At 59.2% G+C, this 12791-nt stretch carries 10 protein-coding genes; 2 read left to right on the forward strand and 8 right to left on the reverse strand.

The genetic code is table 11. The features are described from left to right. The first annotated feature begins 8 nt into the window (after positions 1 to 8). Both ACYZTK_RS09720 and ACYZTK_RS09725 read left to right on the forward strand, forming a co-directional pair. Positions 9 to 581: a 3-hydroxyanthranilate 3,4-dioxygenase gene (locus tag ACYZTK_RS09720; RefSeq protein ID WP_462014237.1), complete on the forward strand. Its 573-nt coding sequence runs from the start codon at positions 9 to 11 to the stop codon at positions 579 to 581. An 8-nt stretch (positions 582 to 589) separates the two neighbouring features. Then, on the forward strand, positions 590 to 1564 hold the full coding sequence (locus ACYZTK_RS09725) for an amidohydrolase family protein (RefSeq protein ID WP_462014238.1): 975 nt from the start codon (positions 590 to 592) through the stop codon (positions 1562 to 1564). A gap of 68 nt (positions 1565 to 1632) precedes the next feature. Here ACYZTK_RS09725 and ACYZTK_RS09730 read toward each other — a convergent pair whose 3' ends face one another. From ACYZTK_RS09730 to ACYZTK_RS09765, 8 genes are all read right to left on the reverse strand, one after another. Further along, on the reverse strand, positions 1633 to 2658 hold the full coding sequence (locus ACYZTK_RS09730) for a porin (protein WP_462014239.1): 1026 nt from the start codon (positions 2656 to 2658) through the stop codon (positions 1633 to 1635). A 104-nt stretch (positions 2659 to 2762) separates the two neighbouring features. After that, a complete protein-coding gene (locus ACYZTK_RS09735) occupies positions 2763 to 4517 on the reverse strand; it encodes an LVIVD repeat-containing protein (protein ID WP_462014240.1) in 1755 nt (584 codons plus the stop codon). 100 nt (positions 4518 to 4617) lie between these two features. Next, entirely contained in the window at positions 4618 to 5943 is a 1326-nt protein-coding gene (locus ACYZTK_RS09740) for an OprD family porin (RefSeq protein WP_462014241.1), read from the reverse strand. A 130-nt stretch (positions 5944 to 6073) separates the two neighbouring features. Then, a complete protein-coding gene (locus ACYZTK_RS09745) occupies positions 6074 to 7489 on the reverse strand; it encodes an amino acid permease (protein ID WP_462014242.1) in 1416 nt (471 codons plus the stop codon). Between the two features lie 31 nt (positions 7490 to 7520). Next, positions 7521 to 8765: a kynureninase gene (kynU, locus tag ACYZTK_RS09750; protein WP_462014243.1), complete on the reverse strand. Its 1245-nt coding sequence runs from the start codon at positions 8763 to 8765 to the stop codon at positions 7521 to 7523. 1189 nt (positions 8766 to 9954) lie between these two features. Continuing rightward, positions 9955 to 10962 carry an RNA polymerase sigma factor RpoS gene (gene rpoS / locus ACYZTK_RS09755; RefSeq protein WP_462014244.1) on the reverse strand — a complete coding sequence of 336 codons (1008 nt, stop codon included), beginning with the start codon at positions 10960 to 10962 and terminating at the stop codon, positions 9955 to 9957. A gap of 105 nt (positions 10963 to 11067) precedes the next feature. Continuing rightward, positions 11068 to 11922 (reverse strand): peptidoglycan DD-metalloendopeptidase family protein, encoded by an 855-nt coding sequence (locus tag ACYZTK_RS09760; RefSeq protein WP_462014245.1) that lies wholly within the window; start codon positions 11920 to 11922, stop codon positions 11068 to 11070. A 199-nt stretch (positions 11923 to 12121) separates the two neighbouring features. Then, positions 12122 to 12757, reverse strand: coding sequence for a protein-L-isoaspartate(D-aspartate) O-methyltransferase (locus tag ACYZTK_RS09765; RefSeq protein ID WP_247289450.1), 636 nt, complete (start codon positions 12755 to 12757; stop codon positions 12122 to 12124). Positions 12758 to 12791 lie beyond the last annotated feature (34 nt).

Here is a 12791-nt window from a genome sequence, read left to right on the forward strand (position 1 = left end):
ACGACTCAATGGACAAGCATCACTTCAGTCCGCCCCTGAACTTCAATCGCTGGATCGAGGAATACGCCCACCTGCTCAAGCCGCCGGTGGGCAATCGCCAGTTGTGGAAAGACAGCGACACCATGGTCACGGTGGTCGGTGGCCCTAACCAGCGCACCGACTTTCACGACGATCCGGTGGAGGAGTTCTTCTACCAGTTCAAAGGTAACGCGTACCTGAACATCTGGGACCGTGGCCAGTACGAGCGCATTGATTTGCGCGAAGGCGACCTGTACCTGATGGCCCCGCATGTGATCCATTCGCCACAGCGCCCGGAGCCCGGCAGCCTGTGTCTGGTGATCGAAAAAGCCCGGCCCCCTGGGCAGTTCGATGCCCTGCAATGGTCATGCGCCCACTGTGGCACGCTGGTCAAACGCTACGAGCTGCAGCTGCAAAGCATCGTCAACGACCTGCCACCCGTCTACGAACAGTTCTATGCAACCAGCGACGCCGAACGACGCTGTAACGGCTGCGGCGAAATCCATCCCGGTCGTGACTGGCAGACCTGGCACCGCACCCTGGAGGCAGTCAAACGCCCATGAAAATCGACATGCATTCGCATTTTTTTCCCACCATCAGCCAGGCCGAAGCTGCGCGCCTGAGCCCCGATCGCGGGCCGTGGTTGCACGCCAGCGGGCGCACCGGCCAGATCATGGTCGGCGACAAACCGTTTCGCCCGGTGCACGACGTGTTGTGGGACATGAACCGTCGGCTGGAGCACCTCGACGAGCAGGGCCTGGACGCGCAGATCATGTGCGCCACGCCGGTGATGTTCGCCTACGACGCGCCCATCGAACGCGCCCTGCCCTGGGCGCAATTGATGAACGACCGTGCGCTGGAAATGACTGCCGTGGCACCGAGCCGCCTGAAGGTACTGGCGCAGGTGCCCTTGCAGGACATCGATGCCGCCTGCCGCGAAGCGAGTCGCGCCAAGGCCGCCGGCCATGTGGGCGTACAAATCGGCAATCACGTGGGCAATCACGACCTCGACCATGAGGGGCTGGTGACCTTTTTCACCCACTGTGCGCAGGACGACATTCCCGTGCTGGTGCACCCCTGGGACATGATGGGTGGCGAGCGCATGCGCAAGTGGATGCTGCCGTGGCTGGTGGCGATGCCGGCGGAAACCCAGCTGGGCATTTTGTCGTTGATCCTGTCTGGCGCCTTTGAACGCATTCCGCCATCGCTACGCCTGTGTTTTGCCCACGGCGGCGGAGGGTTTGCCTTTTTGCTGGGCCGCGTGGACAACGCCTGGAAGCACCGCGACATCGTCCGTGAAGACTGCCCGAGCTTGCCATCGAGCTACGTCAAACGCTTCTTCGTCGACTCCGCGGTATTCGATCCGCGCTCACTGAAGTTGCTGGTGGACGTGATGGGCAGCGACCGGGTGATGCTCGGCTCCGATTCCCCTTTCCCGCTGGGCGAGCAAAGCATTGGTGCCGGTGTAATCGAACACCCTGAACTGGATCAGGCCACCAAGGCCCAAATTCTGGGGAGCAACGCTCAGGCGTTCTTCGGGCTCTGATGGATTGAGAGGGGTTAAAAAGCCCTGCTGCGAGTGATCGCAGCAGGGCTTTTTGATTCAGCAAGCTATCAAAACTTGTAGCGCACCCCCATCTGCAATCCTTCGGGGTTTTCGTTGCGCAGCGGGCTTTCCAGGTTCCAGCTGACCGGGTAACGCACCTCTGAATCACGGTTGTGGTGGACATAGCCATACACCGCGTAGAGGTCGGTCTGTTTGTTGAAGTTGTAGATGTACGCCAGGTTGATACCACTGGCGTCGCTCAGGGCTTCGTTCTTGCGGTCATCCTTGTAGACCACGCTGAAAGCAATGTTCTGGGTGTCCCAGAAGTTGTGGCGGATACCCAGCTGCAGGTCGCTGCCGTTGGACTCGAAATCCACCCAGGGCGCATAGGCGTAGTAACCGACATAACGGTGATAGACCGCGGTCAGGTCCGTGGTGCCCATGGTGTAGACCAGGGTGAAATAGGCGTCGGTGGCCTGCTCCATGGTGTGTTTGTCCCACAGGTTGCGCTGGTATTTGCGGTCCACAGAGGCGGCGAAGTACCACGGGCTGTCCGCCCAGTAGTCGATGCTGGTGCTGTAGACCACGCCGTCGCGGCTGCCGTCGTTTTCACCCAGGGTGGCCATGCCGCGAAACTGCAAACCCTCATATCGCGGGCTGATGTACATCAGCGAATCATCCTCTCGCCACGGTGCATAAAACACCTGGACGTTGTTGATCAGGCTGTAGTCGTTACCGTACAGCGGGTCAGCGTAGCCGTAGCTGTTGGCTGACGGCGTGTCCTGGCGACCGGCGCTGAGGGTGCCCCAACGCTCGGATATCACCTGGTAATAAACTTCGCGTTTACCGGTCGAGTCGTCGGAATGAGGGTTGTACATGGCTTCATAGACCGCATTGAGCTTGATGTCATCGGTCAGCTCCTCGGTCCATCTGAACTGGATGCGGTTGGCACTCAGGCCCGCACCCGTCAACCGGTCCACGGTATCGCCTCCCGAGTGCGCCACTTCATACGTCAGGTCAACCACCCCGGACACCTTGAACTCCGCGTAGCAAGCACCACTCATCAATGGAATGGCGAACAATAGTTTGCGCATGAAAAACTCCGGACACTGCGAAAGTGCTGGTCGGTGGCTTGTCGCCAAACCACCGCCAGACTTCTCTTATTTATTTTTATGGTGAGTCGTCAGTTACTGCGTGATCAGTCTCGGGACGGCCACGGTTTGCTCGGGGCGTCGAAACTCGGCTTGCCCAGCAACGGCGTCGACAGTGCGTAGAAGCCGTGGTTGGTGAAGACCCAGATCAGGTTGCGGTCGTATTCGGTGTAGGTGCCGTGGGTCAGGTTGCCCATGGCGTAACTCGCCACGTTTTTGGTGTCGAATGGCGGTACGAAGTACGCACCGATGCTCGGTTTTCCGGGCTCGCGCACATCAAACACCTGCACGCCGGCGTTGTAGAATGCGTACGGCAGGATGCCCTCGCGCGAGATCCCCGGTTGGGTGTAATAACCCGAACGCTTGGGCCCAAAGCTGCCTTTGCGCTGGCAGTAATCGGTAAACGCCGCTTCTTTCGGTGGCGTCGGGCGTGGCAGCACATACTTGATGGACGGCTTTTGCGGGTTGCTGACGTTGACCGCGAAGATGTCTTTTTTCGCCTCGAAGCAATCTTCCGACAGCGGGTAGCCACTGAAGTAGAGGATCCCGGTTTTCTCCACTTGGGAGACGTCGATGTTGTCGCCTTCGGTGCCCGCGACGCTGACCGGGAACTCCAGGTGGCCGACCACTTTCATGTTGTCGGCCTGGGTGATATCGACCACGTAGAGCCCCATCCCGCCCATCGCGGCGTAGCCATATTTGCCGCCCTGCTCGACGGTTTTCGGAATGAACAGCGACATCCTGGCGCCCATCCAAGAGGCCCGGTTGCCGGCGCGCGGGTTGGCCTTGAACACGGCTTCGTGTTTTGGATCACCGACGATTTGCCCTGGCACAGTGAGCATCTGCAGCAGCTTCGGGTTGCCTGGGTCCGACATGTCCCAAGACTGGTAGCCGGCGTTGTAAAGGTCGTTGGGGTATTCGGTCAGCGCGTAGCTGTCGCTGGGCGCTGCGGCCACGTACATCACGTCGCCACCAAAGTAGGCCGGGATGTCGCGCACGCCGGAGCCCTGCTGCTCGCCAATCGGCGCATCGGGATGTTCGATGTCGCTGGTGCGGGTGGCGATCAGTTTCCAGTCCGCCGGCAGCGGCCCGTTCATCTCGTAGACCTTGAAGCCCTTGAGGTGCTTGGACTTGCGGATGGCTTCAACTTTGTCCGGCTCGCGGTACTTGTCACTCAACACGCCAAAGCGGCGCACTTCGAAGGACTGGACCATGATGTATTTGCCCAGCTTCTTGTTCCACTGCACCGTGGCCGCGCCAAACATATCATCGGCGGCGTACGGGTTTTCTTCCGCACCCGGACCGTCCGGGCCCCAGGTAGAACCCTTGGTGAACACCAGCTTCACGTCCTTGGGATGCGTGATATCGAAGACCTTCAGGTTGCGGCGTACGTATTGGTAGAGGTAACGCTTGCCGTCGAAATCGACGATGTTCTGCCAGGTGTGAAACGGCTCGACCGTGATCGGGTAATACGCCTCGACGGTCATGTTCTTGATGTAGCTTTTGGTGTCCCAGTAATCCAGCTCACCGGCAAAAGGCTCGCCTTCGTGACTGAACGGAGTCGCCACCGGGTGGGTGAACTTGCCCGTGGTTTTGTCCATGCCATAGCTGCCCGGCGCCGGCATCGGTGGAATCTTGTCCACGGACATCGCAGTCTGCTGTTTGACGAATGGGTCGGTGATGTTGACCGGCGCCGAGCTGTCCGCGTGGACGCTGCTGCACAGTCCCAGCATCACGCAGGTGGTCAGTGCGCTTGTGAGAAACGGCGCACGGGGTTTGTTGGGGAGTCGCATTGTTTTCATTATTCACTCCAGGGGTGGTGCCCGGTTGGGCAGTACAGGTGATTGCCAATGGTTGTGGTCGGTTGAACAAGCGCATGCCGGCGGCGTGCGCCCGCCCGCCCTACAAAATGTCGATGGGGTAATCGGTAATCAGCCGGAAGTCGTCCAGGTCGCCCGAGCCCTGGTCGCCGTTGGCCCGATGCCAGGCCTGGCGCGCCCGCACGCTCAAGCCTTTGGCGGGCCCGGACTGGACCACATAGCGCACTTCCAGATTGGTTTCGTGATGTTTGCCGTCATCGCCGTAGCGTCCGGAATAAGGGCCGGTGGCGGCAATGCGGCTACCGTCGATGCCCCAGCCGCGCACGTAGCGGCTCATGACGGTCAGGCCTGGCATGCCATAAGGCGCCAGTGACAGGTCGTAACGCACTTGCCAGGACTGTTCCTGCGGGCCGTTGAAGTCGGAAAACTGCGCCGCGTTCGGCAACTGAATCGAGGCGCCCTGATCGTTGCCGTTACGCCCATTGCGGTCTTTGTCACCCACGCCCAGGTAATCGAACGGCGTGTCTCCGTCGATTTTCTGCAACCCCAGCAGCCAGCGATGTGCGCCATGGCGCCAGAAGGTCGACAGGCCGACACTGGTGTTGTTGATCTCACCGGCCTTGGCCTGGCCCTCATCGAGCGTGCGGTAGGCCGTCAGGCCCAGCCCGAACTGATTGAGCGCATCGACATCGGTACGGCTTTCGAGGTTGGCGTAGTACTGGTTCCAGAGGTCCTCAAAGCGCGAACCGTACAGGCTGACGGTCAGCCCCGGTGTCAGTTGATAACTGCCACCCAGGTAGTCCGCCGTTGGCGTGGTAACGCCGGCCATCACCGCCCAGAGATCGCCATCGGCATTGGTGGTGACCGGGCTGGTGGCGGAAGTGAAATGCCCGGCTTGTACTTCCAGCCCTTCGACTTCGCGACTGATCAGCGACAAACCAGTAGCGGTCTGCGGCACGATGCGAAAATGGCTGACGCCAAACACCGGGGTTTCCGGGCGTTGTTCGCCCACCTTCAAAATGCTCTTGGACATACGCAGCTTCAGCGCCGCGCCGGCCTTGGAATAGTTGTCCGCCGGTTGCCCGTCATCGTGCACCGGCAAGTTACCAGTGCCGGATTTGTCCGCGGGTGCATCCAGCTTCAAGCCCAGATACGCAAACGCATCCACGCCAACGCCAAAGGTGCCTTCGGTGAAGCCGGAGGTGTATTGACCGAGCACGCCCTGGGTCCAGTCGCGAGCATCGCGACGGCCGTCTTCCTTGCTGCGGTTGAAGTAGGAATTGCGCAGCAAGACGTCGACGCCGCTGTCCGCGATAAACCCGTGCCCCGGTGCCGTCAGCTGAGCCGCGAACGAAGGTAACGCGCAGGCGCTGGCCAACAACAGAACGGTGGTTCTGGTGTGATTCATGACAACCCCAATGTGGAAGGCGAGCCGAAACGTGATTTACCGGCGCGCGCAATCGACCCCGGCACGCAGGTGCCCGGTCAATGCATCAGCAGAAAAAAGTGCCTGACCGTCCCTGGTCAGGCGTAGCCACTCAGCGTTGCAGTGGCAAAGGCTTGGGCGCGTCCGTCAGCACGGGGGCCTTTTGCCGAAAGCGCAGGAAGTAGATCAGCAGGATCACCACCAGGAACGGCACACCGCAGAGCAACGTCGGAGCAAACTCTTCGGTGAACAGCGTGGTGATCATCACTGCCAGCATCAGCAGCAACCCGGCGAGGCTGGTCCATGGATAACCCCACAGCTTGAAGGCCAAAGGTTGCCCGGCCTGACTGCGACGGAAGAACAGGTGTGTGAGGAAAATCCCGGCCCAGGTGAACATTGCTCCGAACATCGCGATGGACATCATCAGGGTGAAGGCTTTTTCCGGGTAGGCCAGGTACAGCAGCGTCGCCAGGCCAATGCCCACCGAGGACAGCAATAGCGCAGGCAACGGCACGCCTTTGCTGTTCAGGCGACCAAACACCGTGGGTGCCTGACCGGCCCGCGACAAGCTGAACATCAAGCGTGTGGTGATGTAGAGCTGGCTGTTCATCGCTGACAGCGCCGCGATCAGAATCACCGCGTTAAACACCGCGCCCGCATAAGGCACGCCGGTCGCCGCCATCACCGTGACGAACGGGCTCTGGCCCCCACTGTTCTGACCCCAAGGCACAATCGCCAGTACCAGCGCGATGGTCAGCAGGTAAAACACCACCAGGCGCACTATGGTGATACGGAACGCGCGAGTCACTGCACGCTGCGGGTCCTTGGCCTCGCCGGCCGCCACCGCGATCATCTCGATGCTCAGGTAGCTGAAAAACGCGACGATCACCGCCACCCAGGTACCCCACCAGCCGTTCGGGAAGAATCCCCGATCATTGGTGTAATTGGCAAAACCGATGCTGGTGTCTGCCGGAGCGCCGTACACCACGTAAGCCCCCAACAGGATGAACACCACAATTGCGCACAGCTTGATCAGCGAGAACACATACTCAATGGCGCCAAACACCTTGACGCTGAAGGCGTTGGCGACGATCAGCGCCATGGAAAACGCCACCATCCAGTAACCACCCGGCACGTCCGGGTACCAGTACTTCATGTACATCGCTGCAGCAGTGATTTCCGTGCCGACCGCAAACACAATCGACGACCAGTAGGCGTAACGAATCGCGAAGCCAAACCACGGCGCCACGTAGAACTCGGCGAACGAACCAAACGACCCCGAGGTGGGATGGCGCACGGTCATCTCCGCGAGGCAGCCCATCAACAACAGGGCAATCAGCGCGCCGATGCCGTAGCTCACCAGAACACTGGGGCCGGCAAATCCAATGGCGAAACCGCTGCCCAGAAACAGCCCGGTGCCGATGGCGCCACCAATGGCGATCATCGACAACTGGCCGCTGGTGAGGCTTTGCTTCAAGCCTTTTTCGCGGTCTATCAAATGTTCGAAGGTGCTGGTTGTTTTTGTCATTGCACAATTGCTCCGAATCGGTGGGAGGGGCTCAGGTCACTGACTTGCGGGCCAGAAATTCCGGGCGATCCCATTCTTTTTGTTCGAGGATTTCACGCAAGGCGACCACGCTGTCCCAGATATCCACATAGCGGATGTACAGTGGGGCAAAACCAAACCGCAGGATGTCGGGCGCACGGAAGTCGCCGACGATGCCGCGGGCGATCAACGCCTGCATCACTGCGTAAGCCTGCTCATGGGCCAGCGACACCTGACTGCCGCGCTGTTCGCCGTCACGCGGGGAGCGCAACTCGATGCCCAGGCCGGCCAACTGCTGATCGCACAGCGAAATGAACAGGTCGCCCAGAGCCACGCTTTTTTGTCGGAGCACTTTGAGGTCGACGCCATCGAACACTTCCAGTGCCGCTTCCAGTGCCAACACGCCCAGTTGTGGCGCAGTGCCCGTGAGCATGCGGTCGATAGTCGGATGAGGCCGGAAGTGATGGTCAAAATCGAACGGCTTGGCATGGCCATGCCAGCCCGTAAGTGGTTGGCGAATGTGCGGGATATGACGCTCGGCGACGAACACAAACGCCGGCGCACCCGGACCGCCATTGAGGTATTTGTAACCGCAACCCACGGCGAAGTCGGCATTGACTTCGTTCAGCGCAATGGGCATCGCACCGGCCGAATGGCACAGGTCCCAGACCACCAGAGCACCGACTGCCTGCGCCCGTTCGGTGATGCGCGCCATGTCATAGCGCTTGCCGGATTTGAAATTGACATGGGTCAGCGAAACGATCGCCACCTCTTCATCCAGGGCATCGAGGATGTCGTCCGGCTCAACGCAGCGCAATTGACTGCCCATGAGTTCGGCCACGCCATCGGCGATGTAAACGTCAGTTGGAAAGTTGCCGCGCTCAGCCAGAATCACACTGCGCCCGGGACGCAGGCGGATGGCGGCGACCAGCACCTTAAACAGATTAATCGAGGTCGAGTCGGCAACAATCACTTCGTGGCTTTGCGCGCCAATCAACCCGGCAATCTTTGCCCCGGTACGCTGCGGCGCCGGGTACCAATCGGCATCGTTCCAGGAGCGAATCAGGCCTTGGGCCCATTCCTGCTTGAGCACTTTCTCGATCCGCGCCGGGATATGCGCGGGCATCGCGCCCAATGAGTTGCCATCGAGGTAGATTTCGCCCTCGGGCAAGTCGAAACGCTCACGGGAGTTGCGCAATTCGTCAATCTGATCGAGGTGTTCAAAGTCCGCTCGAGTGGCGGGGGTGGACGTGGACATAAACGCTCCTTCTGAGTTTTTCTTCTTCTGGTGGGGCTAACGGGCGAAGTGGCTTGATGCTAACCGCACTTGCCATTACCCGAAAATAGAAAAGCACGCGCCAAGTATTCTCGACTGTTATAGCTGGGGGTAGTTGGGTGCCAGAGGGGCGAGATCAAAAGATCGCAGCCTCGTTGCACTCGGCAGCTCCTACGGGGGGCGGGGGCCAAATGTGCGGCGCAGCGAATCGAGACGTTGGACGTTGGGCGATTGGCGATTGGCGATTGGCGATTAGCCGGTCGGAAATCCAGAAGATGTGCACGAACAATCCAGCGAAGCGCGCCGGCTTGATGCCTTGGTCGGCCCAGAGGCCGCCACAGCGAGGTTTTTGATTGAGGGCGCCCCGTTAACCACGCTGGCCGAACGCAGGTATTGCGTAGCGGGTAAACCGGCAAGGATGCCGGTTTAGCTGCGCTGGGCCATGGATGGCCCAGCGCAGCGGCCCGCGGAGCAATGCCTGCGTTCGGGCACACCGAGCCTTAGCGAGGTGCCGAGTGGTGGGGCAGAAAGCGCTTGGTTACTTGGCGCTGTTCCAAGTGACCCGCTGTAAAAGCGGAACCAAAGGAAGCCGTGGCCGCAGAAATGGATATGTACCCAGACCAAGATCAAAAGATCGCAGCCTCGTTTCACTCGACAGCTCCTACAGGGGATCGGGGGATCGGGGTATCGGGGGATCGGGGGAAGAAGTCCGGAATGGCCAGAACGTCTGCCACGACCACTTTTCTGCAGGCAAAAAAAAGGGGCGGTTTGACCCGCCCACATTTTTTTCCATAGTCCCTGTGTTCCCTTTCATCATCCTGATGAATCGCTCCTGCGATATCCTTTCCCCTCATCCTGAAGGGCGTGTCCATCCGTCGACACAACCCCGATACTAGACCTTTCCCGACCACAAGCAACGCCTCTAAAATCCCCAAGCAACTCAATACCTCACCAACCTGACGATGAAAAATCAACTAAAAATCAGTTAGTTATGCGTTAACTGGCGAGCATGGTACCAACTATCGCACTGTAAAAATAACGAACACTTACGCCACAGTAAGCGAAGACTTACACCAACTCACTGCAAACCCGATTCCCCCGCCCAGCCAAATCCCACCCAACAAAAAGCCCCGAACCAGTCGGGGCTTTTTGCAGCTTGCCTACACTGCGCTTATTGAAACAGCGACTCGCTCGACAAGCCGTTCTTCTCCAGGATCTCCCGGAGACGTTTCAAGCCTTCCACCTGAATCTGCCTAACCCGTTCCCGAGTAAGACCGATTTCCAGGCCCACATCTTCCAGCGTGCTGCTCTCATGACCACGAAGACCGAAGCGGCGAATCACCACCTCGCGCTGTTTGTCGGTCAGCTCGGACAGCCACTGATCGATGCTCTGGGACAGGTCGTCGTCCTGCAGCAATTCACAGGGATCGGTTGGACGGTCATCAGTCAGCGTATCCAGCAGGGTTTTATCCGAATCCGGACCCAGCGAGACGTCGACCGAAGAAACCCGCTCGTTCAAGCCCAGCATGCGCTTGACCTCTCCAACCGGTTTTTCCAGCAGGTTGGCGATTTCTTCGGGTGAAGGTTCATGGTCGAGTTTTTGCGTCAGTTCCCGGGCTGCCCGCAAGTACACATTCAGCTCCTTGACCACATGGATCGGCAACCGGATGGTCCGGGTCTGATTCATGATCGCGCGCTCGATGGTCTGACGAATCCACCAGGTTGCGTAAGTCGAGAAGCGGAAGCCGCGTTCAGGGTCGAACTTCTCTACCGCCCGAATAAGCCCGAGGTTGCCCTCTTCGATCAGGTCCAGCAGCGACAGGCCACGATTGACGTAGCGTCGGGCGATTTTCACCACCAGGCGCAGGTTGCTTTCAATCATGCGCTTGCGCCCAGCCGGATCCCCACTTTGCGACAATCGCGCAAAATGTACTTCTTCTTCGGGGGTTAACAGAGGGGAAAAGCCGATTTCATTGAGGTACAGCTGCGTGGCATCGAGCGCACGCGTGTAGTCAATGTACTTGTGTTGCTTCAACGACGCGGAGTTTTTGGATTTGGCACGAACGGAAGGTGGAGCTGCCCCTTCATCATTCGACACCGATTCCGTACCAATGTCGGCCTCCATAAGGAGAACCTCATCGTCGATGTCAAACTCCGGCACTTCTTTACTGAGAGCCATTGTTATAGTCCTTTGGTGAGTTCGACCTCAAGCTCAAGCGACGCCTTTATCCTTGGCAACGCTGGAGCCTGTTCCCTCTACGTGACGGAACAGGCTGGTAACAAATCAACGACGTGGCAGGAACTGCAGCGGATCTACTGGTTTACCTTGGCGGCGAATCTCAAAATGCAGTTTCACCCGGTCTGTACCCGTTGACCCCATTTCGGCAATTGTCTGTCCGACCTTGACCTGCTGCCCCTCCCGAACCAACAGCCTGCGGTTATGTCCGTAGGCACTGACGTAGGTATCGCTGTGTTTGATGATGACTAACTCGCCGTAGCCCCTTAAGCCACTCCCGGCGTATACCACCGTCCCATCAGACGCAGCTAAAACAGGCTGTCCCAAATCCCCGGCGATATCAATTCCTTTATTCAAACTCCCGTTTGAAGAGAATTTTCCAATAAGAATGCCATTAGAAGGCCATCCCCAGCCGGTCGGGGCTGGGCCCGCTGGAGGCAGTGGAGCAGGTGCCGGTTTGTTCGCGACGGACGGTACAACCACTGCAGTGGTCGGTCCCGAGCCGTTTACCGGACGCTTGAACACCGTGGTTTTGCTCGACGAGGAAGGCGTTGAACTGGACGAGCTGGAAACCGTTGAAGACGTTGAACCGGTACGACCGTCGAAGCGAATCGTCTGACCCGGATGAATCGTGTACGGCGCGGGAATGTTGTTGCGTGCGGCCAGGGCCTTGTAGTCCCAGCCGTAGCGAAAGGCGATGGAGAACATCGTGTCCTTGGGGCGCACGACGTATTGCCCGGTAGTAACCGCCGGCCGTTGAGCCACGGCATTGCGATCGACGACGCGCACGTCGCTGGATTTGTTGCTGGAACATCCGACCAGCAAGGTGCTCAAGACAAGGCCAGTCACCAGGCGCTGAAAGCTCGTTGTACTGATTCGCTGCGCAATGACTTTGAGACTCACCCGCCGCTCCCTTTGTGGTGGCTGAAAATTTGAATTGCCAAGTATCGGCAGGAAATGACGCAAGTATAACGGCCTGTGCCGGCTTTACCTCAATGAAGCACCGCACACGTTTGCTGACTGACGATGAATCTGTTTAACGCGATGTTGCCGCTGTAAGACAGGGGCAAACGAATAGAATTCAGCGCGTTTAAATAAATGCTCAGGCCAGCGGCCCATTGAGCAATGGAACGAACCGGACAGCCCCTAGTACATGCCTGGAAAAGCCCTGTTCTTCACGAATGATCAGCATCAATTGCTGGACCTCGCCAGAGCCGACCGGGATCACCAGGCGTCCACCCGGCGCCAGTTGATCGAGCAGCGCCTGGGGTACATCGGTGGCCACCGCCGTGACAATAATACCGTTGTAGGGCGCCAGTGCCGGCCAGCCTTCCCAGCCGTCTCCCCAGCGAAATACCACGTTGCGCAGGTTCAGTTCGACCAGGCGTTCCTTGGCCCGGTCCTGCAGCACCTTGATGCGCTCCACGGAGAACACCCGCTCTACCAGCTGCGACAGCACCGCCGTCTGGTAGCCCGAACCCGTGCCAATCTCGAGGACCTTGTCCAGCGGACCCGCCTCCAGCAGCAGCTCGCTCATGCGCGCCACCATATAAGGCTGGGAGATGGTCTGGTTATGGCCGATCGGCAGCGCCGTGTCTTCGTAGGCGCGGTGCGCCAGCGCCTCATCGACGAACAGATGACGCGGTGTACGGCGAATCACTTCCAGCACCTTGGCGTTGGACAGGCCCTCGTCATACAGGCGCTGGATCAGGCGCTCGCGGGTTCGCTGGGAAGTCATCCCGATGCCGCGACGCAGGATGTCGTCGTGTTCA

This window comes from Pseudomonas sp. LB3P31 (assembly GCF_054897945.1).